This is a genomic window from Sphingopyxis sp. NJF-3 (assembly GCF_053514865.1).
On sequence record NZ_CM130726.1, the window covers coordinates 3915387 to 3936615 of the forward strand.

The 21229-nt window shown below is 66.7% G+C and carries 22 protein-coding genes and 1 riboswitch; of the genes, 5 read left to right on the top strand and 17 right to left on the bottom strand.

Annotated elements, in window-relative coordinates:
- Positions 1-62: 62 nt before the first annotated feature.
- From ACOTSS_RS18865 to ACOTSS_RS18895, 7 genes are all read right to left on the bottom strand, one after another.
- A complete protein-coding gene (locus tag ACOTSS_RS18865; protein ID WP_448689488.1) occupies positions 63-371 on the bottom strand; it encodes a hypothetical protein in 309 nt (102 codons plus the stop codon).
- Positions 372-581: 210 nt separating this feature from the next.
- Entirely contained in the window at positions 582-1094 is a 513-nt protein-coding gene (locus ACOTSS_RS18870) for a 2'-5' RNA ligase family protein (protein ID WP_448689489.1), read from the bottom strand.
- Positions 1095-1133: 39 nt separating this feature from the next.
- On the bottom strand, positions 1134-1892 hold the full coding sequence (locus ACOTSS_RS18875; RefSeq protein WP_448689490.1) for a DUF5131 family protein: 759 nt from the start codon (positions 1890-1892) through the stop codon (positions 1134-1136).
- On the bottom strand, positions 1892-2791 hold the full coding sequence (gene tcmP / locus ACOTSS_RS18880; RefSeq protein WP_448689491.1) for a three-Cys-motif partner protein TcmP: 900 nt from the start codon (positions 2789-2791) through the stop codon (positions 1892-1894). Before tcmP ends, ACOTSS_RS18875 begins: the two co-directional genes overlap by 1 nt.
- 101 nt (positions 2792-2892) lie before the next feature.
- On the bottom strand, positions 2893-4779 hold the full coding sequence (gene thiC, locus ACOTSS_RS18885; RefSeq protein WP_448689492.1) for a phosphomethylpyrimidine synthase ThiC: 1887 nt from the start codon (positions 4777-4779) through the stop codon (positions 2893-2895).
- 42 nt (positions 4780-4821) lie between these two features.
- A riboswitch (TPP riboswitch) is annotated at positions 4822-4932 on the bottom strand.
- A gap of 36 nt (positions 4933-4968) precedes the next feature.
- Positions 4969-5424: a DMT family transporter gene (locus ACOTSS_RS18890; RefSeq protein ID WP_448689493.1), complete on the bottom strand. Its 456-nt coding sequence runs from the start codon at positions 5422-5424 to the stop codon at positions 4969-4971.
- 78 nt (positions 5425-5502) lie between these two features.
- Positions 5503-6525, bottom strand: coding sequence for a MipA/OmpV family protein (locus ACOTSS_RS18895; RefSeq protein WP_448689494.1), 1023 nt, complete (start codon positions 6523-6525; stop codon positions 5503-5505).
- A gap of 170 nt (positions 6526-6695) precedes the next feature.
- Between ACOTSS_RS18895 and ACOTSS_RS18900 the strand changes: the two genes are divergently transcribed.
- Both ACOTSS_RS18900 and dxs read left to right on the top strand, forming a co-directional pair.
- Positions 6696-6938 (top strand): hypothetical protein, encoded by a 243-nt coding sequence (locus ACOTSS_RS18900; protein ID WP_448689495.1) that lies wholly within the window; start codon positions 6696-6698, stop codon positions 6936-6938.
- 148 nt (positions 6939-7086) lie between these two features.
- Positions 7087-9015: a 1-deoxy-D-xylulose-5-phosphate synthase gene (gene dxs / locus ACOTSS_RS18905; RefSeq protein ID WP_448691378.1), complete on the top strand. Its 1929-nt coding sequence runs from the start codon at positions 7087-7089 to the stop codon at positions 9013-9015.
- 301 nt (positions 9016-9316) lie between these two features.
- Here the strand turns inward: dxs and ACOTSS_RS18910 are convergent, their stop codons facing one another.
- The 10 genes from ACOTSS_RS18910 to purE form a co-directional block, all read right to left on the bottom strand.
- Entirely contained in the window at positions 9317-9736 is a 420-nt protein-coding gene (locus ACOTSS_RS18910) for a DUF3035 domain-containing protein (protein ID WP_448689496.1), read from the bottom strand.
- Positions 9737-9761: 25 nt separating this feature from the next.
- Entirely contained in the window at positions 9762-10295 is a 534-nt protein-coding gene (gene lspA, locus ACOTSS_RS18915) for a signal peptidase II (protein ID WP_095386734.1), read from the bottom strand.
- Positions 10292-13192 carry an isoleucine--tRNA ligase gene (ileS, locus tag ACOTSS_RS18920; protein WP_448689497.1) on the bottom strand — a complete coding sequence of 967 codons (2901 nt, stop codon included), beginning with the start codon at positions 13190-13192 and terminating at the stop codon, positions 10292-10294. Before ileS ends, lspA begins: the two co-directional genes overlap by 4 nt.
- A 151-nt stretch (positions 13193-13343) precedes the next feature.
- The gene (locus ACOTSS_RS18925; RefSeq protein ID WP_448689498.1) at positions 13344-13634 is read right to left on the bottom strand and encodes a GIY-YIG nuclease family protein; all 291 of its coding nucleotides are present in this window, start codon (positions 13632-13634) and stop codon (positions 13344-13346) included.
- A gap of 63 nt (positions 13635-13697) precedes the next feature.
- Positions 13698-14744 (bottom strand): glycerophosphodiester phosphodiesterase family protein, encoded by a 1047-nt coding sequence (locus ACOTSS_RS18930; RefSeq protein ID WP_448689499.1) that lies wholly within the window; start codon positions 14742-14744, stop codon positions 13698-13700.
- Between the two features lie 96 nt (positions 14745-14840).
- A complete protein-coding gene (locus ACOTSS_RS18935) occupies positions 14841-15770 on the bottom strand; it encodes a bifunctional riboflavin kinase/FAD synthetase (RefSeq protein ID WP_448689500.1) in 930 nt (309 codons plus the stop codon).
- Positions 15771-15927: 157 nt separating this feature from the next.
- The gene (locus ACOTSS_RS18940) at positions 15928-17112 is read right to left on the bottom strand and encodes a dipeptidase (protein WP_448689501.1); all 1185 of its coding nucleotides are present in this window, start codon (positions 17110-17112) and stop codon (positions 15928-15930) included.
- A 160-nt stretch (positions 17113-17272) separates the two neighbouring features.
- Positions 17273-17785, bottom strand: coding sequence for a dihydrofolate reductase (locus ACOTSS_RS18945; RefSeq protein ID WP_448689502.1), 513 nt, complete (start codon positions 17783-17785; stop codon positions 17273-17275).
- On the bottom strand, positions 17782-18810 hold the full coding sequence (locus ACOTSS_RS18950; protein WP_448691379.1) for a 5-(carboxyamino)imidazole ribonucleotide synthase: 1029 nt from the start codon (positions 18808-18810) through the stop codon (positions 17782-17784). Before ACOTSS_RS18950 ends, ACOTSS_RS18945 begins: the two co-directional genes overlap by 4 nt.
- Positions 18811-18870: 60 nt before the next feature.
- Complete coding sequence (gene purE, locus ACOTSS_RS18955; RefSeq protein WP_448689503.1) at positions 18871-19368, bottom strand: 5-(carboxyamino)imidazole ribonucleotide mutase; 498 nt, start codon at positions 19366-19368, stop codon at positions 18871-18873.
- A gap of 187 nt (positions 19369-19555) precedes the next feature.
- Between purE and ACOTSS_RS18960 the strand changes: the two genes are divergently transcribed.
- The 3 genes from ACOTSS_RS18960 to ACOTSS_RS18970 all read left to right on the top strand — a co-directional run bounded on the left by ACOTSS_RS18960 (position 19556) and on the right by ACOTSS_RS18970 (position 21179).
- Positions 19556-20200, top strand: coding sequence for a GGDEF domain-containing protein (locus tag ACOTSS_RS18960; RefSeq protein ID WP_448689504.1), 645 nt, complete (start codon positions 19556-19558; stop codon positions 20198-20200).
- A 76-nt stretch (positions 20201-20276) separates the two neighbouring features.
- Complete coding sequence (locus ACOTSS_RS18965; protein WP_448689505.1) at positions 20277-20591, top strand: hypothetical protein; 315 nt, start codon at positions 20277-20279, stop codon at positions 20589-20591.
- Between the two features lie 24 nt (positions 20592-20615).
- Complete coding sequence (locus ACOTSS_RS18970; RefSeq protein ID WP_448689506.1) at positions 20616-21179, top strand: hypothetical protein; 564 nt, start codon at positions 20616-20618, stop codon at positions 21177-21179.
- Positions 21180-21229 lie beyond the last annotated feature (50 nt).

Below are 21229 nucleotides of genomic sequence, written 5' to 3' on the forward strand. Positions count from 1 at the left end.
CAAGTTCAGGAAGAGGAATTCGCCGATTTGGTCATTTGGTCGCGATCGGGCTCCTGCACCGGTCACTCGATATCGTCGGACGGGTCGAGCCGCACCACCCACATCGACCGGCCGTCGGGCGACAGGGCGATGTCGTGCGAGGGGACCATGTCGGCCCCGGTCTCGATCCAGCCGCGCCCGTCGCATTTGGGGCAGGGCACGCGGATCGAACGCTGGCTGACGAGGTCGATCTGGCTGTTCCACTGGCCGTACCCCGCGCAGACCGGGCAGATGACGTCGAGGTCGCCGGTGCGGTGGCGCCGCGAAATGCCGTCGAGCGCGTGCGGATCGTGCGGGCCGGAACAATGGACGATGTTCGAGGCGTGCGACATGCGGGGGAGGATAGGCTGCGGGGGTGGGGGTTGGCAATGTCGGGGGCAAAGGCCCCGGCGCGCTTCTGAGTCTTTTCTGTCCTTTCTCGTCACCCCGGACTTGATCCGGGGTCCAGCTTATCACCGTTGCTGAGCTGGACCCCGGATCAAGTCCGGGGTGACGATGATAAGGACCGTCCTCTGCACTCCCGATCCGTCGGCAACCGTCCCTCAGGCGGCGCTGCCGCGGAGCGGCCAGCGGCCGTGCTCGACATGGGTGGTCTTGCCGACGATGCTTTCGGTCAGGACGACCTCGTCGACCGTCCAGCCGATCGGCGGCATCTTTTGCGCGTTCAGCCGGTCGCCGCGATAGTTGATCGTGATATGCGGTTCGGGGGTGGTGCCGTCCATTATCGGCGCCTTGGCGGCGAGCAGATGGGTCACCAGCGCCTTCTGGAACGCCCGCGCCTCGGCCAGCGGCTCGCGCGTGCGCAGCGTCACCGCCTTGCGGTTCTCGATCCGGTCGAAGCGGAGCGGAAAGGGCGGTGCGACGAAGCTGCCCAGCGCGGCGATGGTCGCGGGCAGCCATTCGGGCGGCGCATAATGCAGGTCGTAGAGCGAGATGAGCGTGACATGGAGGAGGTCGGGGCCGCGCCCGGGATCGTTGCGCGGCAGCGCGGCGATCTGCGCCTGCACCTCCGGCGGCGGCTTGGCCATGACGTAGAGGGGGTTCCGGGCGCGCATGGGTGGGGGTGATCCAGCCCTATAACATTTGAGTCTAGTTCAGGGCTCCAATTCCAATGGGTATTCGTCATAGGTCCGGCCATGCAATTCGCGGCCTGCGGCCTTTTTGTTTCGCCCACCCCATTGCTTGAAGAAGAAAGCCACGTCGTCGCGCCGACATATATCGAAAAGTCTCTCGACCCACTCTTCTTCCATTGGCCGTGATCGAGGCCCGGACTCACCGCCGACAATTGCCCAATGAATGCCTTGAAGATTGATCTCGGCAATTCGACCGATCAATGGCTCGAAAGAGATGAAGAGGGTGGAGCCCCTGATCCGTTTCAACTGCTCCACGCGATCGGAAACCTCGGCATTCTCTACTGACGTGCCGACCCAAACATTGACGATATCTTGGAGAGCCCCTGACTCAAACATATCTGCCATGCGATCTGGCCGCTTAGTCAATATCTGAAAATGGTGCTGTGGGCAGGCTGACATCACGTCCCATACACGCTTGATAAAATGATCAGGAACGTCCGGATGAAAGAGGTCTGCCATGGAGTTGACGAAAATGCGTTTCGGCTTTCTCCATTCAGCTGGTGCATAAAGGCTACCCTCGTCGATATTCACTCGACCAGTCCAGACATAGCGCCCGCCGCTCTTTCGGGTGGTGCCTTTGTATTTCGGATGCCCCATAGCTTGAAGGCGGGCAGCCATCCTCATGGCGTAACAGTTGCTGCAACCGCTCGATGCAATTGAGCATCCGGCGACCGGATTCCAAGTTACGTCTGTCCACTCAATTTCAGAACTTCCGGCCATTATGTGAGTACCGCCCGAGCCAGCTTTGCTGCAAGTTTTGCTTTGTCGCTGGGGTTGGCCCAAGCGAACATTAACGAAAATTCGTGTAGGCCGTTTCGTCCAAGAGGCAAAACCTGATCGACAACCCGGTCGTCGAATGCCAACTTTAGACGGTCTTTTGCAACTTTCTCAAACCAAGCCACATCGACGGCTCGCTTGGAAATCACCTGTTGCTGGCCAAAGAGGTCAATTTGTCCTTTTTCTTCGATTGCTACGACGTGGCGCCATGCATCGGTGCCGAGCGCCTCGTCGACGCTCTTGCCGCCGTCTTCCAGAACTGCACCGTCGCCGCGGATTTGTCTGTACATCGCGAAAACAGGAACGAGATACCAAAGGTCGATCGCTTTTGTCTGCGCAAGTCTTTGCAGAGTCGAATATCGAATCTGTAGTCCAAACGGATCAATAAACACGACCGCTCTAGAGCTTCGCCAATTGATCCTGTCACACATATCACAAAGCATCTTGTTTGCGTCGAATTGTGTTATCGAAACTCGGTTTCCGAGATGAGAAAAATTCTCCTGGACCTGTGCTTTTAAGGCATCGACGTTCGATTTTTTTACGTCGTTGAAAAGATAGCGGTCGAACGGCGTATTTATTCCTAGCGCCCGAATGGCGGATCCCACGATAATCTGGTCAGCGTCGAGGATGGAGTCATCTGCTTCAAGCAAGCCCAGACCATTTTGATTAGTTGGGTTCGCCAGAGCAGAGCGCGGGATCGATGCACCCGATCCCGCACACGCATCTATATACCACAATTCAAAGCCCTGCTTTTTGAGAGCCGTGGTGTAAGCAACAAGGTATTTTTCGACGGTTTCGAGCTTCCGCCGGGTGTGTTCATCGCCGAAAGCCTGAGGTTCCATTGTGCACCCCTTAGAACATTAGGGGAACGATAGACTCCTTTGATGCAAGTTTCAATCTCTAGGCACCATTTTGGGTGCAAATTGTGGGCGTGGAAGCGGGCTCAATCATGCTCACGCCCACCCGCGCCCATATACAGCTCGCGGCCGGTATCCTCATAGACCTGACTCATTTCCGCCATGCCCTTCTCGGCCTCCTCCGCCGCGATGAAGCCCGCGCTGTCCTGATTTTGCAGCTTTGCAAATTCCCGCACTTCCTGGCTGATCTTCATCGAGCAGAATTTGGGGCCGCACATGCTGCAGAAATGGGCGGTCTTGGCGCCTTCCGCCGGGAGGGTCTGGTCGTGATATTGCTCGGCCGTGTCGGGGTCGAGGCTCAGGTTGAACTGGTCGCGCCAGCGGAATTCGAAGCGCGCTTTCGATAGCGCGTCGTCGCGGACCTTGGCGGCGGGGTGGCCCTTGGCGAGGTCGGCGGCGTGGGCGGCGAGCTTGTAGGTGACGACGCCGACCTTCACATCGTCGCGGTCGGGGAGGCCGAGATGCTCCTTGGGGGTGACGTAGCAGAGCATCGCGGTGCCGTACCAGCCGATCATCGCGGCGCCGATGCCGCTGGTGATATGGTCATAGCCGGGCGCGATGTCGGTGGTCAGCGGCCCGAGCGTGTAGAAGGGCGCCTCGCCGCACGCCGCGAGCTGCTTGTCCATATTCTCCTTGATCTTGTGCATCGGGACGTGGCCCGGGCCCTCGATCATCACCTGCACATCCTGCTCCCACGCGCGCTTGGTGAGCTCGCCGAGCGTGTAGAGCTCGGCGAACTGCGCCTCGTCGTTCGCGTCGGCGATGCTGCCGGGGCGGAGACCGTCGCCGAGGGAATAGGCGATGTCATAGGCCTTCATGATCTCGGTGATCTCGTCGAAGCGTTCGTAGAGGAAGCTCTCCCTGTGATGCGCGAGGCACCATTTCGCCATGATGCTGCCGCCGCGGCTGACGATGCCGGTGACGCGCTTCGCGGCGAGGGGGACGTAGGGCAGGCGAACCCCCGCGTGGATGGTGAAATAGTCGACGCCCTGCTCGGCCTGCTCGATCAGCGTGTCGCGGAAAATCTCCCACGTCAGTTCCTCGGCGATGCCGCCGACTTTCTCGAGCGCCTGATAGATGGGGACGGTGCCGATCGGTACGGGCGAATTGCGGATGATCCATTCGCGCGTGTCGTGGATGTTGCGGCCGGTGCTGAGGTCCATGACGGTGTCGGCGCCCCAGCGGATCGACCAGACCATCTTGTCGACCTCCGACGCGACGTCGCTGGCGACCGCGCTGTTGCCGATATTGGCGTTGATCTTGACCAGGAAGTTGCGGCCGATCGCCATCGGCTCGCTTTCGGGGTGGTTGATGTTGCTGGGGATGATCGCGCGGCCGCGTGCGACTTCCTCGCGGACGAATTCGGGGGTGACATAATCGGGGATGCTGGCGCCCCAGTCCTGCCCGTCGCGGATGTACTCGGCGAGGCGCTCGCGGCCGAGATTTTCGCGGGTCGCGACATATTCCATCTCGGGCGTGATGATGCCGCGGCGGGCGTAGTGCATCTGGCTGACGTTGGCGCCGGCACGCGCGCGCAGCACGGTCTTGCGGACGTTGGGGAAGGCGGGGACGCCGCCCGAACGGTCGGGGCCGAGCTGGCCGTTGTCCTCGGGGCGGACCTCGCGCTGGGTCACCTCCTCGACGTCGCCGCGGGCGCGGATCCACGCGGCGCGCAGTTCGGGGAGGCCCTGCCCGATATCGATGCGGGCGTTCGGGTCGGTGTAGGGGCCCGACGTGTCGTAGACGCGGACGCTGGGTTCGCCGCTATGCGGGTCGAGGTCGATCTCGCGCATTGCGACGCGGATGCCGCTGCCGGTGGGCGAGGCGACATGGACCTTGCGGCTGCCGCGGATCGGCCCGGTGGTGACGCCGATCGTGTCGGCAGCTTCTATGCGGGAATCGATGTCGGCCATGTCAGTCGCTCCAAGGGTTTCGGAGCGAGTTGGGGATTCCGGGCTTGGAATACCGACCCTCCCTCCGCCGGTATTACCCGGATCAGGTTCGACGGGTCGCGGGCTGTTCCGCTCTCAACCTGTTTCTGCACACAGGCTCCCCGGGGATGGAAGGGTTATAGGCGCGCGGCGCGCGAAGGGGAAGGGGGCTCAGCCGGTCCGCCGCGCGAGCCAGACGCCCGCGATCATCAGCGCGATGCCGGCGGTGCGCCGGGCATCGATGGGAAGGCGCAGCGAGCCGAAGAGGCCGAAATGGTCGATCGCGGCGGCGCTGACGAGCTGGCCGACGAGGACGAAGAAGATCGCGTTGCCGACCCCGAAGCGCGGCGCGATGAAGGTCACCGCGATCACGTAGAAGGCGACGAACAGCCCGCCGAAGTAGAATTGCGGCGGCACCCCGGGCGACAATCGCACGTCGCCGAGCGAACCGGTGGCGGCGGCGCCCGCGAGCGCGATGAGGAGCGCGAGGCCGAAGAGGATCACCGACGCCGCCATCGGGCTGCCGAGCCGCGCGCCGAGCCCGCCGTTCAATGCGGCGAGGATCGGGATGCCGACCCCGGTCAGGAACATGATGAGGGCGAAGGTCGGGGCGTTGTGGGCGGTCACGGCGGCTCTCCTGCGGGAACGCCGCCGCTTGTCCCCGTTCGTGCCGCGCGCGGCAAGACGGTTCTGCTTCGGGCCGCCCTAGAATTGATAGGCGACCCCGGCGCCGCCGATCCACTGGTCGGCGTCGCCGGCGATGCGGACGATCGGCGAGGCGGCGAAGCGGCTGGTCATGCGGCCGTACTGGACGCCGCCGAGCAGCACGAAGCCTTTGCGCAGGTCGCCCGACAGGGCATAGGCGCCGGCGACGCCGATCGTATATTTGCCCGCGGTCGCCTTGCGCCCGGCGCCGTCGTAGACCGGCAGCCCGCTCGCGGCGCTGCCCGCCGGGTCGATGTCGTAATAATAGTCGCCGAACCCCTTGCCATAGATGTTCACCGACGCCGACAGGCCGACATAGGCGCGCTTCGAGATCGGGGTGCCATATTCGATCGTCGGCGAGGCGACCCAGCTGCCGTGGCGGCCCGAAATATCCTTGAGCACGACGATGCGGGCGCCGAGCTGGTCATATTTGCTGGTGATCAGTCCCGAATAGGTGACCCCCGCCGAAATCCCCGCCTCGACCGCCATCTTGCGCTCGCCGAGCGCCTCGACCTGCGGGTCCTTGATGCGCCCGGTGCGGTCGCTGCGGAGATTGATCAGCGGGCCGAATTTCCAGTCGATGCGCTGGCCGCGCCGCTGGCGGATCAGGTCGACCTGCAAATTGGTGCCCCGGGTCGAGAAGGAAAAGCCCGACAGCCGGCCGCGCAGATAGAAGCCGGGAAGCACGACGCGCTCGTCCGAGCCGTTGTAGCTCGGCGCGGTGACGACCCCCGCGGCGATGGCGAGATAGTCGCGCGACCATTTGCGGTCGGGATCGTCGTCCTGCGGCCGCGCGGGGGGCAGCAAAATGTCCTGGTCGACCTCGCTGTCCTGGAAATGGCTCGCCGGCGCCGGCGCTGCGGCCGGCAGGCCGGGGGCGACATCGGCGTCGCCCAGGGCTGTCAGGTCATAATCGAGCGTCTCGTCGGCGGCTTGTGCCGGAGCGGCGGCCAGCAGGCTCGCGGCGGCGGCGAGGGTGGCGGGACGGAGGTGGCGGGCATGGCGGGAGGCGAGGGTGTCCATCGGCGATTGCGGTCCTAATGTTATTGCCCCTCTGAACAGGGGTGTAAGTGATCGCCCGGCCGATGCAAAGGCCGCGTCTTGCAGGCGCATGCTTTTCGCGCCATCGTGGCTTTCGTGCACCAATACAGACTCTTCGCCTTTCTATGCCGCCACGCGGCATTCGGTTCCGCATGAGCCGCGTCCCGCGTTTTGCCGGCTATGCGCTGATGGCCGCGGCGGCGCTGATCGCGGTCGCGATGCGGCGCGGCGCGATCGAGGCGGTCGGGCCCTTTCCCGCAATCGCGGTGGCGCTGTTCCTGGGGATGGTCGGGGCGATGCTGGTGTTCACCGACCTGATGGTGCGCGGGCTCTATGCGCAGGTCGACGCGGCGAAGCGGGGGGAAGGGCGGCCACCCGATAATTCGTCACCCTGAACTTGTTTCAGGGTCCATGGCCTGCCCCCAAATGCAGCGCGGCCTAGGAGGAGAGACCCGGCCGTGGATGCTGAAACAAGTTCAGCATGACGAAGGAGAGGAAGGCTTTTCGTTCGACACTATCGGGGCTTGGCTTTATGACGGCGGCATGACCGACGTTCCGCATACGCCGCTGCTCGACACGGTGGATGTCCCCGCAGACCTCCGCAAGCTGAAACCCGAACAGCTCCGCGCCTTCGCCGACGAGCTGCGCGCCGAGATGATCAGCGCGGTCGGGACGACGGGCGGGCATCTGGGGTCGGGGCTGGGCGTCGTCGAGCTGACCGTCGCGATCCATTATGTGTTCGACACGCCGCGCGACAAGCTGGTGTGGGACGTCGGGCACCAATGCTATCCGCACAAGATCATCACCGGGCGCCGCGACCGTATCCGTACCTTGCGGACGGGCGGCGGCCTCAGCGGCTTCACCAAGCGCAGCGAGAGCGAGTACGACCCGTTCGGCGCGGCGCATTCGTCGACCTCGATCAGCGCCGCGCTGGGCTTCGCGGTCGCGAACAAGCTCAGGCAAGAACCCGGCCGCGCGATCGCGGTGATCGGCGACGGGTCGATGTCGGCGGGCATGGCCTATGAGGCGATGAACAACGCGCAGCAGGCGGGCAACCGGCTGGTCGTCATCCTGAACGACAACGACATGTCGATCGCGCCGCCGGTGGGCGGCCTTTCAGCCTATCTCGCGCGGCTGGTGTCGTCGCGGCCCTTCCTCGAGCTGCGCGAGATCGCGCGGCGCTTCGCGCGGAAACTGCCCGAGCCGCTGCACAAGGCGGCGCGCAAGACCGACGAGTTCGCGCGCGGCATGGCGATGGGCGGCACCCTGTTCGAGGAACTGGGCTTTTATTATGTCGGGCCGATCGACGGGCATAATCTCGACCATCTGATCCCGGTGCTCGAAAATGTCCGCGACAGCGACCATGGCCCGGTGCTGATCCACGCGGTGACGACGAAGGGCAAGGGCTATGCGCCCGCGGAAGCCGCGGCCGACAAATATCACGGCGTCCAGAAATTCGACGTGATCACCGGCGAGCAGGCGAAGGCGCCGCCGGGACCGCCCGCGTACCAGAATGTGTTCGGCGAGACGCTCGCGAAGCTCGCCGAGACCGACAAGCGCATCGTCGCGATCACCGCCGCGATGCCGTCGGGCACCGGGGTCGACAAATTCGCAAAGGCGCATCCGACAAGGACCTTCGACGTCGGGATCGCCGAGCAGCATGCGGTGACCTTCGCCGCGGGGCTCGCGGCGCAGGGGATGCGGCCGTTCGCGGCGATCTATTCGACCTTCCTCCAGCGCGCCTACGACCAGGTCGTGCACGACGTCGCGATCCAGAATCTGCCGGTGCGCTTCGCGATCGACCGCGCGGGGCTGGTCGGCGCCGACGGCTCGACGCACGCGGGCTCGTTCGACGTCACCTATCTTGCGACGCTGCCGAACATGGTGGTGATGGCCGCGGCCGACGAGGCCGAGCTGGTCCACATGACCTATACCGCCGCCGAGCATGACGACGGGCCGATCGCCTTCCGCTACCCGCGCGGGGGCGGCACCGGCGTGGCGCTGCCCGCGGTTCCCGAGAAGCTCGAGATCGGCAAGGGCCGCGTGGTGCGGCAGGGCAAGACGGTCGCGATCCTGTCGCTCGGCACCCGGCTCGCCGAGGCGCTGAAGGCGGCCGACACTTTGGAAGCGAGGGGCCTGTCGACGAGCGTGATCGACCTGCGCTTCGCCAAGCCGCTCGACGAGGAACTGATCCGCAGGACGCTCGCGGGCCATGAGGTGTGCGTGACGATCGAGGAGGGCAGCATCGGCGGCCTCGGCGCGCATGTGCTGACGCTGGCGAGCGACGAGGGGCTGATCGACGCGGGGCTGAAGCTGCGCACGATGCGGCTGCCCGACGTCTTCCAGGACCAGGACAAGCCCGAAGCGCAATATGAGGCCGCGGGCCTCAACGCGCCGCAGATCGTCGAGACGGTGCTGAAGGCGCTGCGGCACAACAGCGCGGGCGTGGAGGAAGCGGGCGCGCGGGCGTGAGGGGTTGGTGGTTCGCCGCCGGTTGCTCCCGGTCCGGCGATTTCCCTGTTCCGTCACCCTGAACTGGTTTGGCGATCATAGCCGCACCGTCCGTAGCCCCTTATGTGTCATTGCGAGGAGCGTAGCGACGAAGCAATCTCCAGCCATCGGCATGGCGGGACGATGGCTGGAGATTGCTTTCCCCCGGCTTTCGCCGGGGTCGCAATGACGAGGCAACGGATACGGCCGGAACGCCGGTCCATGAAAAAGGGCGGCCGAAGCCGCCCTTTCCCGTATCTCTGCGCGAAAATCTGCCGGGCGCTCAGGTCCCCGGGATCGCCGCCGAGGCGTCGCGGCCGTCGCCTTCGGGTGCGGCGATGATGTCGCGGGTGGCGAGGCCCTTGTCGACGACCTGGGTGTCGGGGCTGCCGACCTCGCTGCGGATGCCGGGGTCGGCGCGCGCGCCGTCGGCGGCGCCGATGATCGACGTCTCGGTCGCGCTGCGCGGCGAGGCGCCGCCGAAGAGCGCGCGCAGCGTCTGCTCGGCGGTCGAATCATTGCCCGGGCGCGCCGCGCCGGGCGCGGGCGGGACGAGCGAGAAGTCGGGCGGCACGACGAGCGGCGCCTGGCGCGACACCGCGAACTCGTCGGGGCGGTCGCGGCTGAACAGGCTGTTCGACCCGCAGGCCGACAGTGTCGTCGCGGCAAGGGCGGTAGCAAGGATAGCGGTGGTCCGGTTCACGTAAAAACTCTCCTGATGCGCCCCGTTAGTCGGTGGCGGCCGCATCGCTGGACGAAGCGGGCGCCGCTGGCGCCTTTTCGCGCAAGAGCAGCGCCCGCGCAACCAGCAAAAGCACGCCGATCGTGATGCACGCATCGGCGACGTTGAAAATGAGGAAGGGACGGAAGGTGCCGAAATGAAGGTCGGCGAAGTCGACCACGAAGCCGTGGCGGATGCGGTCGAGGATGTTGCCGAGCGCGCCCCCCAGGATCAGCGCGAGCGCGAACACGTCGCCGCGCGCCTTCTCGCGCGTCATCCACACCGCGACCGCGATCGCGACGAGCGCGGTGACCGCGACGAGGATCCAGCGCTGATTGTCGTCGCAGCGCGCGAACATCGACAGCGAGATGCCGCAATTCTCCGCCCAGGTCAGGTTGAAGAAGGGCAATATCTCCATCACGCGCTTGGGTTCGAGCGACAGCGGGACAATGACCACCCATTTGCTGATCTGGTCGGCGAGGAAGGCGAGTGCGGCGACGATCAGGCCGAAGCGCAGGTGCGGGGAACGTTTGCCGGTCATTGTCCGTCCAATACCGTCTCGCAGCGATTGCACAAGGCGCCGTCCTCGGTCACTTCGGGCAGGTGGCGCCAGCAGCGGCCGCATTTGTGGTTTTCGGTGCGCTTCACGTCCCAGTCGCCGCGGTGGACGGTCGAGGTGATGAAAATCTCTTCGAAATCGACGTCGCCGGGATCGTCCGGCAGCCAGACCTCGGCTTCGAGGCTGGAGCGGATGATCTTTTCGCGGCGCAGCGGCTCGATGCGCTCGGTGACGAGGGCGCGGGTGGCGCGGATCTGCGCCCACTTCTCCCGCAATTCGCGGGTGGGACCCGCGAGCGCGGGAAGCTCGGGCCACTCCAGCAGATGGACGCTGCCCGCGTCGGGATAGCGCGTGCTCCACACCTCTTCGCTGGTGAACACCAGCACCGGCGCCGCGTAGCGGACGAGGGCGTGGAAGAGGGTGTCGAGCACGGTGCGGTAGGCGGCGCGCTCGGCGGTCTGATGGCCGGTCGCCGGGTTGACGTCGCAGTAGAGCCGGTCCTTGCGGATGTCGAAATAGAAGGCCGACAGGTCCTCGTTGCAGAAATCGGCGAGGAGGCGGGTGTAGGCGTTGAAGTCGAAATCGTCGACCGCCGCCGCCAGCTTCGCGTCGAGGTCGGCGAGGAGCGACAGCATATAGCGTTCGAGTTCGGGCATCGCGGCGACGTCGGTGACGCGCTCGGCCTCGGTGAAGCCGTCGAGCGCGCCGAGCAGGTAGCGGAAGCTGTTGCGCAGCTTGCGATACTGGTCGGCGACCCCGGCGAGGATTTCCTTGCCGATGCGGTGGTCTTCGGTGAAGTCGACCGACAGCGCCCACAGGCGGAGGATGTCGGCGCCATAATCGCGCATCAGGTCGATCGGGCTGATCGTGTTGCCGAGCGACTTGGACATCTTCATGCCCTTGGCGTCCATGGTGAAGCCATGCGTGAGGACGGCCTTATAGGGCGCGCGGCCGCGGGTGCCGCAGGACTCCAGCAGCGACGACTGGAACCAGCCGCGATGCTGGTCGCTGCCTTCGAGATAGAGGTCGGCGGGGTGCGTCGAACCGTCGCGGCGGACGAGCTGCGGCCATTTGCCGCTTTCGAGCACGAAGGCGTGGGTCGAGCCCGAATCGAACCAGACGTCGAGAATGTCGGCGACGCGCTCGTAATCGGCGGCGTCATAGGCGTTGCCCAGATACTCCTGCGCGCGCGCGTCGCTCCACGCGTCGACCCCGCCCGCGCGGATCGCGGCGACGATGCGGTCGTTGACCTGCGCGTCGTTCAGATAGTGGCCGGTCTTGCGGTTCACGAACAGCGTGATCGGCACGCCCCACGCGCGCTGGCGGCTGAGCACCCAGTCGGGGCGCGTTTCGACCATCGACCCGATGCGGTTGCGGCCCTTGGCGGGCACGAAGCGCGTCTCGTCGATCGCGCGCATCGCGGTCTCGCGCAGCGTCTCGCCGTCGCCCTGATGCGCGCGGATCTCGGCCTCGGCGGCGCAGCGCGGGGTGTCATGGTCGACGACCTTGTCCATCGGCACGAACCACTGCGGGGTGCAGCGATAGATGACCTTCGCCTTCGAGCGCCAGCTATGCGGATAGCTGTGCTTATAGTCGGCCGACGCGGCGAGCAGGCCGCCAGCGTCGCGCAGGTCGGTGCAGATCGGGCCGTCGGGGGCGTTGAATTTCGGGTTGATGACGCTGCCCTGCCCGCCGAGCCACGCCCAGTCGGCGCGATATTTGCCGTCGCCCTCGACCGCGAAGACGGGGTCGATGCCGTTCGCCTTGCACAGGTCGAAATCATCCTCGCCGTGGTCGGGCGACATATGGACGAGGCCGGTGCCGCTGTCGGTGGTGACGAAATCGCCCGCGAGGAAGGGGCGCGGGCGGGCGAAGAAGCCGCCGAGCGCGTGCATCGGGTGGCGGGCGATGGTGCCGGCGAGGTCGGAGCCTTTGAAGGTCAGCAATTCTTCGCCGTTGCCATCGTCAAGTCCGTCTTGACGCGGGCCTTCTCGCTCGGCGGTCGACCGGATGCGTAAGCCCAAAGCGTATCGTAGTGGCGTCGCAACAAGGAATTTATAACCCTCGACGGTGCGGCACAAAGTGTATTCGATATCCGGTCCATACGCCAAAGCCTGGTTGACCGGTATCGTCCACGGCGTCGTCGTCCAGATCACCGCATAAGCGCCGACCAGCTCCGGAATCGGGCTCTCCACGATCTCGAACGCCACGTCGATCTGGGTCGAGGTGATGTCCTCATATTCGATCTCGGCCTCGGCGAGCGCGGTCTTTTCGACCGGCGACCACATCACCGGCTTGGCGCCGCGGTAGAGCTGGTTCGATTCGGCGAATTTCATCAGTTCGCGGACGATCGTCGCCTCGGCGTCGAAATCCATCGTGAGGTACGGATGGTCCCAGTCGCCGCCGATGCCGAGGCGCTTCAGCTGCTCGCGCTGGACGTCGACCCAATGCTGGGCATAGGCGCGGCATTCGGCGCGAAATTCCTCGACCGGCACCTCGTCCTTGTTGAGCTTTTTCTTGCGATACTGCTCCTCGACCTTCCACTCGATCGGCAGGCCGTGGCAGTCCCAGCCGGGCACATAGGGCGCGTCCTTGCCCTTCAGCGTCTGGGTGCGGACGACCATGTCCTTGAGGATATGGTTGAGCGCATGGCCGATGTGCATGTCGCCATTGGCGTAGGGCGGGCCGTCGTGGAGGATGAACTGCGCGCGGTCCTTGCGGCTCTCGCGAATCTGCCCCTCGAGGTTCTGCTCGAGCCATTTGGCGAGAATCGCCGGCTCCTTCTGCGGCAGGCCGGCCTTCATCGGGAAGTCGGTCTTGGGCAGGAAGACGGTGTCGCGATAGTCGCGCTCTTCTTTGGCGGGCACAGTGTCGGTCATGGTGCGCGCGCTTAGCGTAAATGGGGTGGGATAGTCACGTTGAAGTTGAAGTCTCGCCAGCATGGGGATTGTGCGGCGTCATCGACCACGGCTTTCGCCGGGGATCACGGTAGAGCTTGGTGAGCCCCGGCGAAAGCCGGGGTCCAGATGCCTAGCGCAAAAGGTCGAAATAGAGATCGCGCCAATCGGGGTTCATCGTCTCGATTAACTCGATCTTCCACGTGCGCTTCCACCCCTTCATCTGCCCCTCGCGGCGGCGGGCGTCGTGGAGATTCTCGAAGTAGCCGTACCAGACGAGCCGTTTGAGGCCGTATCTTTTCGTAAAGCCCTCGATCGTCCCTTCGCGATGTTGCCAGATGCGCTGGGCGATGTTGCTGGTGACGCCGATGTAGAGCGTGCCGTTGCGCCCGTTGGTGAGGATGTAGACCCAGCCTTGCTTCATCGCCGCGCGGTTATAATGGACCCCGGCTTTCGCCGGGGAGCACTTCATCCGATATGGACGCGATCATTTCTGCCGCGGGCGGAGGGCGGGGCCGAGGTTGTAGATGTCGTCGATCCAGACATAGCCCTTGAAGCTCGCGGGGATGCGGGTGAGCTGCTGGACCTGCGACAGGCCCATGCTGGCATGGGCGTCGTCGCGCGGACCGATGAGGAGGAGGCGGGTGCCGTGTTCGGCGGCGCGGGCCTGGAGGCGGTTGGGCCAGCCCCAATAGGCCCATTGGCGGTCGAGCGGCACGACGATGGTGCCGCCGGCGCAGCTTTGGGGGAACCAGCCCGACCAGCCGAACTTGAGATAGTCGGTGGTACAGCGTTTCGCCCCCGCGGGGTCCATCGCCCACGCCTTCGGTGCTTTCGCGCGAATGGGCGCGAGGGCGCGCGCGTCGCCGAAGAAGCCGAAGCGCGGCTGGTTCGGGTCGATGCCGGCGCGCGCGAAGGCGGCGAGCGCGAGCCCGGCCTCGCCGGGGTCGCGCGACTTGAAGTTGATCACCATCGGCAGGTGGCCGAGATCGGCGAGCACCTCGTCGAGGCTCGGCATCAGGCCGACGCCCGTGCCGCGCAGCGGGAAGGTCCTGCCGCCGTCGGCGGTGTAGCCATAGCCGATGTCGAGCGCCTTCAGCTCGGCCATGGTGCGGTCGCGGATCGGCCCCTTGCCGTCGGTGCGGCAATCGAGCGTCCAGTCGTGGAAGACCGCGAGCCGGCCGTCCTTCGTCGCGGCGACGTCGAACTTGATCATCCCCGCGTCGCGCCCGACCGCGGCGCGCAGCGAGCGCAAGCTGTTCTCGATATAGGGATGCTCGGGCGGGTAGATGCGCGTCGCGGTGCAGGTCGTGTCGGTGACGCCCGCATGGTCGAAGAGCTGCGACACGCCGCGATGCGCGATGAGGATGCGCTTGCCCGCGGGATCGGGAGCGAGCCAGCTCGCGTTCGAGAGCGTCAGCCAGGCGACGAGGAGGCCGAAGAGCCAGAGCAGGATCTTCGCGCAGCGCGTCAGCGGCTTCTTCTTCGGGCCTTCGAGGCCGGCCGCCCAGTCGTCGGTCGTCGTGTCGGTCATGTCATCCCCCCGGATTTCGTCATGCCGGACTCGATCCGGCATCCATTCGACGCTGCGTTCAATGGACCCCGGATCAAGTCCGGGGTGACGAAGAAATCATAGATCGGCCAATAATTGCCTTGCCGCCTCGCAATCCGCCGCGATCTGCGCGGTCAGTGCGTCCATGCTGTCGAATTTCGCCTCGCCGCGGATGAAGGCGTGGAAGGCGACGTCGATCTCCTGCCCGTAAAGATCGCCCGCGAAGTCGAAGAAATGCGGTTCGAGCAACTCCTTGGGCGGATCGAAGCTGGGGCGGATGCCGAGGTTCGCCGCGCCTTTCAGCACCCGGCCGTCGGGCAGGCGGCCGGTCACCGCGTAGATGCCGTAGCGCGGGCGGAGATAGGCGCCCATGTCGATGTTCGCGGTCGGGAAGCCCAGAAGGCGGCCGTTCTTGTCGCCGTGCTGGACGGTCCCGCGCACGGTGAAGGGGCGGGTGAGGAGGCGCGTCGCGGTCGCGCAGTCGCCGGCCTGGAGCGCCTCGCGGATGCGGCTCGACGAGATGGTCTCGCCGCCCTCGTCGACCGGGGCGACCATTTCGGTGAAGAAGCCGAGGCGGCGCGCGTGGTCGGCGAGGGTCACGACATCGCCGCCGCGCCCCTTGCCGAAGACGAAGTCGGCGCCGGTGACGACCCCCGCGGCGCCGTAGCGGGCGAGGAGGATGTCGGTGATGAAATCCTCGGCGGTCGTGCCCGCCATGGCGGCGTCGAAGGGGAGGACGAGCATCGCGTCGGCGCCCGCGGCGCCGAACAGCTCCTGCCTTTGGTCGAGCGTGGTGAGGCGGAAGGGCGGCGCGCCGGGCTTGAAGAAGCGCACCGGATGCGGGTCGAAGGTCGCGACGATGCACGGGCGCGCATCGTCCTGCGCGTGGTGGACGGCGCGGCCGACGACCGCCTGATGCCCGGCATGGAAGCCGTCGAAATTGCCGAGCGCGATGACGCCGCCGCGCAAGGGTTCGGCGATGCGGTCGTGGCCGTCGAGGCGGATCATCGACTGATTCCAGAAAGAGGAGACAAACCCAAGTCCGCATCCCCGAGCGAAGACGAGGGGCTCTGCCGAGCGAAGTCGAGGCTGCTTGCCTCTCGGTTCTCGCTTCGCTCGAAAATGCCCCTCGTCTTCGCTCGGGGATGCGGGAAGTTTAGGTTCGTCATTTTTGCGCCGCCCTCATCGGCACGATCCCCGCGCGCAGGACGCGGATCGCGTTGCCGCCCATCGCGGCGCGGATTTCGTCGTCGGTGAAGCCCGCGTCGATCAGCGCCTGCGTCACCTGCACCAGCTTCGACGTGTCGAAGCGGACGGTGGTGGCGCCGTCATAGTCGCTGCCGAGCGCGACATGGTCGATGCCGACGAGGTCGCGGACATGCTTCATCGCCCTCGCGATTCCCGCGGGCGAGGTGTCGCACACCGCGGCGTCCCAATAGCCGATGCCGACAAGGCCGCCGGTCGCGGCGACCCCGCGGATCTCGGCGTCGGTGAGGTTGCGGTTGACCCGGCACGTCGCCTGCACCCCGCCGTGGCTGGAGACGACCGGGCGGCGCGCCATCTTCAGCACCTCGGCGACCCCGGCATGGCTGAGGTGGGCGAGATCGACGATCATCCCCTTGTCCTCCATCGCGCGGACGACGCGGCGGCCGAGCGGGGTAAGCCCGCCCTTTTTCAGCCCGTGCATCGAGCCCGCGAGGTCATTATCGAAGAAATGGGTGAGCCCCGCCATGCGGAAGCCCGCGGCGTGGAGCTTGTCGAGATTGGCGATGTCGCCTTCGAGGTCCTGCAGCCCCTCGATGCTGAGCAGCGCGCCGACCGGCACCGCCTTGCCGACGCGCCGCGCCGCGAGCAGCGCGCCCAAATCGACCGGGTTCGCGATCGCGCGGAGCTGGCCGTCCGAATCCCGGGCGGCGTGGTGCAGCTTTTCGGCGTGCCACAGCGAGCGTTCGAGCAGCGAATTCCACGTCCGCACCGGCTGGAGCTGCGCGATCACGAGCCCGGTGATATTGTCGCCGTCGGCGCTGTTGGCGTCGTAATTCTGGTTCTTCGGCGTCTTGGTGACGCTCGAGAAGATCTGAAGCGCGACGTTGCCGTCCTCGAGCCGGGGCAGGTCGACATGGCCCTGGCCCGAGCGGGTCAGGAGACCGCGTTTCCACATCAAGGTGTCGCTGTGCAGGTCGACGATCGTCAGGCCGCGGTGGAGCGCGCGGGCGCGCTCGCTGACCTGCGGCAGCGCGCCGCCCTCGACCTTGTTCATGCTGCGCTCGACCATGCCGGGGGCGAACAGGAAGAAGGCGGCGGCGAGGATGAGGAGCAGGGCGAGGAGAGCGATCAGCCAGCGGCGCATCTCGTCTCTCCTCCAAGGCAGCGACCCATCATAGGAACCGTATCCCCGAGCGAAGACGAGGGGCCCCTTCGAGCGAAGCGAGAACCCGCGGATGCCGCAGCCTCGACTTCGCTCGGCATATCCCCTCGTCTTCGCTCGGGGATACGGAAGAATTGTGGTTTCACGCCGTTCGATCCGATCCGCCCCTGCGAGCAAAGGTGACGAAGCTATAGGCGGGGCGTCCGGCCTCGTCGGCGGGATGATCCTCGCGCGCGACCTCGCGCCACTCGGCGGGATCGGGAGCGGCGATGACGGCGTCGCCCTTGGGTTCGAGCGCGACCTCGGTGAGTTCGATGCGGTCGGCGAGCCCCAGGAAGAGGCGGTAGATTTCGGCGCCGCCGATCACCATCACCTGCGGCGCGTTGGCGAGGCGTAGCGCTTCGGGGGCGCTGTGCGCGACCTCGGCATGCTCGTCGTGCCATTCGGCGTCGCGGGTGAGGACGATGTGGCGGCGGCCTTCGAGCACCGCGGGCAGGCTGTCGAAGGTCTTGCGCCCCATGATCATCGGGCGGCCCATGGTGAGCTGCTTGAAGCGGCGGAGATCGGCGGGGAGGTGCCAGGGCATCCTGCCATCGGCGCCGATCACGCCATTGGCGGCGCGCGCGAGGATCAGCGTGATCTCGGGACGGTTCATAAGGGCCCTTCGGGAGCGGTTCCGACCCAGGTGGCGTGGCCGAGCTTGCGGCCCTCGCGCACGTCGGTCTTGCCATAATGATGGACGCGGGCGGCGCCGTCGGCGAGCAGCGCGGGAACGCCCTCGATGGCGCGGCCGATCAGGTTGCGCATCGTGACCGGCAGCGCGAGCGTGCCGGTGTCGCCGAGCGGCAGGCCGGCGACGGCGCGGATGTGGTTCGCGAACTGGCTCGCCGCCGCGCCCTCAATCGTCCAGTGGCCGCTGTTGTGGACGCGCGGCGCCATCTCGTTGAAGACCGGACCGTCGTCGGTCGCGAAGAATTCGCCGGTGAGGACGCCGACATAGTCGAGCGCGTCGGCGATGCCGGTCATCAGCGCGCGCGCCACGTCCTGCTGGTCGAGGATCATGCGCGGCGGCGGCAGGCTCGAGGTCGCGAGGATGCCGCCTTCGTGGACGTTGACCGGCGAATCCCAGAAGCGGGTCTCGCCGTCGATGCCGCGCGCGAGAATCACCGAAAATTCGTGCGCGAAGGTCACGAAGCCTTCGAGGATCGCGGGGTGGCGGCCGATCGCCTCCCACGCCGCATCGGCGTCGGCGGGGCCCCTGAGGCGCGCCTGGCCCTTGCCGTCATAGCCCATGCGCACGGTCTTGAGGATCGCGGGGGCGCCGATGTCCGCCAGCGCCGTGTCGAGCGCGGCGCGGTCGGGCACCGCGGCGAAGGGCGCGGTGCGGCCGCCGAGCCCGGCGACGAAGCGCTTTTCGGCGAGGCGGTCCTGCGCGATTTCGAGCGCCGCCGCGCCCGGGCGCACCGCGACATGACCCGACAGGAAGCGCACCGTGTCGACGGGGACATTCTCGAACTCGATCGTCACCGCGTCGCAGGCGGCGGCGAAGGCGGCGAGGCGCGGCTCGTCGTCCCACGCCGCCTGCGTGTGGTGCGCGGCGACCTCGGCCGCGACGCTTTCGCGGTCGGGGGCGTAGACATGCACCTTGTAGCCGAGCGGCGCCGCGGCGAGCGCGAGCATGCGGCCGAGCTGGCCGCCGCCCAATATGCCGATGGTCGAACCGGGTGGCAGCACCTGCGTTCAGCCCTCGCGAACGGGGATCGGGGCGACGCCCTCGGTCTGCGCGGCGCGCCAGGCGTCGAGCCTTTGCGCGAGGTCGGAGTCGGCATTGGCGAGCAGCGCGGCGGCGAAAAGGCCGGCGTTGGTCGCGCCCGCCTTGCCGATCGCGAAGGTCGCCACCGGAACGCCGCCGGGCATCTGGACGATCGACAGCAGGCTGTCCATGCCGCTCAAGGCCGCCGACTGGACGGGAACGCCGAGCACCGGCACGCGCGTCATCGCCGCGACCATGCCGGGCAGGTGCGCGGCGCCGCCGGCGCCGGCGATGATCGCCTGAAGCCCGCGGCCCGCGGCCGCCTTCGCATAGTCGACCAGCCGGTCGGGAGTGCGGTGGGCGGAGACGATCCGTACCTCGTGCGCGATGCCGAACTGGTCGAGGATCTGGACCGCATGCGCCATGGTCGGCCAGTCCGACTGGCTGCCCATGATCACGCCGACGCGTGGCGCCGTGTCGTCCATTCGAAACCCTCCTGCCCCGGCGATTCCGTCGCCGCCTCACCCCCTAGCGGGTCGGAAACCGTCGGGCAACGCCATCCGATTCGTCCCGCGTTTACCGATTGGTATGGAGTCGCGGCTATCGTCGTCGGCCACACGAGATCGTCGGCATCCGGCCGGCGGCGCTTTGGGCACGCATCGGGGACATCGAATGGACAGCATGGGGGGAGCGCGGATCGCGGTCGACCAGATCGGCTTCGTACCCGTCGACTCCGTCGAGGACCAGCTGCGCGAGCTGCGCCGCGAACGCGATGCGCTGCGCCGCGAGAACCGCATCCTGAAGATCGCCGTTGCCGAGCTCGAACGCGTGTCCGAACGCGACACGCTGACCCCGCTGTTCAACCGCCGCTATTTCCTGACCGCGATCCACCAGCGCATCGCGCGCTTCGAGCGCCGCGCCGAGACCGCGGCGATCGTCTTCGCCGACGTCAACCAGCTGAAGTTCATCAACGACAGCTTCGGCCATGCCGCGGGCGATTTCGCGCTGCTCGAGATCGCGAACCGGCTGCTCGGCGCGATTCGCTCGGTCGACGTCGCGGCGCGCATCGGCGGCGATGAATTCGGGCTCATCCTCGACCAATCGAGCGAAGCCGGCGCGCGCGCGCAGGTCGAACGGCTGTCGCGACTGCTGAGCGCGACCCCCGCAGTCTACGACGGACGCGAAATCTCGCTGTCGGCCTGTTTCGGCGTCGCGATGCTGCAGCCCGAGATGAGCGAATCGGACATCCTCGCCGCCGCCGACCGCGACATGTATCTGTGCAAGCTGGGGCAGGACGGCCCCGGCGGGCATCGCTAGGTTCGGACCTGCGGCCGGGGTAAACCCCGCCTTAACCAAAAGCGCGCATTCTCTTCCTTCGACAAGGGAGTGTGCGATGCAGGCTTTCAACGATCCGACCCACGACATCCGGCACCGGATCGGCGCGCTCGCCGCGGCGCTGCCGCACGGCGCGCCGACGCAGATCATCCGCGGCATCGACGAGATCCGCTGCCTTGCCCGCGATCACGGGCTCGCCGCGGTCGAGACGCTCGCGAGCCGGCTCGAATCGGCGGTCGCCGCGGGCGGCTATCGCGCCGCGATCCTGACCTATCTCGACGCGATGAGCGATGCCGCCGGAACCCCGCCGGGCCCGCTGCCCGCCGCCGCGCACGAAGCGTGGCTCGCCTCGGTCGCGATGCGTCTGGGGTAGGTTCGCAACCATAGGGAGAGTTTCATGGATGCGATCATGGTGACGCTGGTGGCGGTGCTGCTCGCCAACGCCGACGGGCGCAGCGGCGGCTTCCTGTCGCGTCTGCTCGACGCACGCTCCGACCGGCGCACGGTGATCGGCATCGCGCTCGGCAGCTTCGTCGTCAACGCGCTGGTCGCGGCGCTCGCGGGATCGATCGCCAACCGGATGATCGGGCAGGGGATCGTCGCGCTGCTCGTCGCCTTCGCGCTGCTCACCGCGGCGGCGGCGCTGTTGTGGCGCGGGCGGCTGACGCTGGCCGACGAGCAGGCCATGGGCGCGCCGGCGCCGGTGCTTGCCGCGCGGCTGCTGCTCGTCCAGCTCGGCGACCGCAGCCATTTCCTGATCGGCGCGCTCGCCGCGACGAGCGGGGCGGGGCTGTGGGCGGCGGCGGGCGGACTCGCCGGCTGGATCTTCGCGGCGCTGCCCTTCCTCGCCTTCGGCCCCGCGCTCGCCGAGCGGCCCGCGGCGCGGATCGTCCGCTGGGCGAGCGCCGCGCTGCTCGCGCTCTGGGGGTTGCGCATGGCGATGACGGCGTTCGGTCTGTAGGAAAGAGACTTGTCTGATCGATTTTGTCGATCAGCGCGACCAAGAGCCCT

Excerpts from the sequence above, each read along its gene's own strand:
- ACOTSS_RS18865 (WP_448689488.1), bottom strand. The coding sequence starts at position 371 with ATGTCGCACGCCTCGAACATCGTCCATTGTTCCGGCCCGCACGATCCG.
- ACOTSS_RS18870 (WP_448689489.1), bottom strand. The coding sequence starts at position 1,094 with ATGCGCGCCCGGAACCCCCTCTACGTCATGGCCAAGCCGCCGCCGGAG.
- ACOTSS_RS18875 (WP_448689490.1), bottom strand. The coding sequence starts at position 1,892 with ATGGCCGGAAGTTCTGAAATTGAGTGGACAGACGTAACTTGGAATCCG.
- tcmP (WP_448689491.1), bottom strand. The coding sequence starts at position 2,791 with ATGGAACCTCAGGCTTTCGGCGATGAACACACCCGGCGGAAGCTCGAA.
- thiC (WP_448689492.1), bottom strand. The coding sequence starts at position 4,779 with ATGGCCGACATCGATTCCCGCATAGAAGCTGCCGACACGATCGGCGTC.
- ACOTSS_RS18895 (WP_448689494.1), bottom strand. The coding sequence starts at position 6,525 with ATGGACACCCTCGCCTCCCGCCATGCCCGCCACCTCCGTCCCGCCACC.
- ACOTSS_RS18900 (WP_448689495.1), top strand. The coding sequence starts at position 6,696 with ATGAGCCGCGTCCCGCGTTTTGCCGGCTATGCGCTGATGGCCGCGGCG.
- dxs (WP_448691378.1), top strand. The coding sequence starts at position 7,087 with ATGACCGACGTTCCGCATACGCCGCTGCTCGACACGGTGGATGTCCCC.
- lspA (WP_095386734.1), bottom strand. The coding sequence starts at position 10,295 with ATGACCGGCAAACGTTCCCCGCACCTGCGCTTCGGCCTGATCGTCGCC.
- ileS (WP_448689497.1), bottom strand. The coding sequence starts at position 13,192 with ATGACCGACACTGTGCCCGCCAAAGAAGAGCGCGACTATCGCGACACC.
- ACOTSS_RS18925 (WP_448689498.1), bottom strand. The coding sequence starts at position 13,634 with ATGAAGCAAGGCTGGGTCTACATCCTCACCAACGGGCGCAACGGCACG.
- ACOTSS_RS18930 (WP_448689499.1), bottom strand. The coding sequence starts at position 14,744 with ATGACCGACACGACGACCGACGACTGGGCGGCCGGCCTCGAAGGCCCG.
- ACOTSS_RS18935 (WP_448689500.1), bottom strand. The coding sequence starts at position 15,770 with ATGATCCGCCTCGACGGCCACGACCGCATCGCCGAACCCTTGCGCGGC.
- ACOTSS_RS18940 (WP_448689501.1), bottom strand. The coding sequence starts at position 17,112 with ATGCGCCGCTGGCTGATCGCTCTCCTCGCCCTGCTCCTCATCCTCGCC.
- ACOTSS_RS18945 (WP_448689502.1), bottom strand. The coding sequence starts at position 17,785 with ATGAACCGTCCCGAGATCACGCTGATCCTCGCGCGCGCCGCCAATGGC.
- ACOTSS_RS18950 (WP_448691379.1), bottom strand. The coding sequence starts at position 18,810 with ATGCTCGCGCTCGCCGCGGCGCCGCTCGGCTACAAGGTGCATGTCTAC.
- purE (WP_448689503.1), bottom strand. The coding sequence starts at position 19,368 with ATGGACGACACGGCGCCACGCGTCGGCGTGATCATGGGCAGCCAGTCG.
- ACOTSS_RS18960 (WP_448689504.1), top strand. The coding sequence starts at position 19,556 with ATGGACAGCATGGGGGGAGCGCGGATCGCGGTCGACCAGATCGGCTTC.
- ACOTSS_RS18965 (WP_448689505.1), top strand. The coding sequence starts at position 20,277 with ATGCAGGCTTTCAACGATCCGACCCACGACATCCGGCACCGGATCGGC.
- ACOTSS_RS18970 (WP_448689506.1), top strand. The coding sequence starts at position 20,616 with ATGGATGCGATCATGGTGACGCTGGTGGCGGTGCTGCTCGCCAACGCC.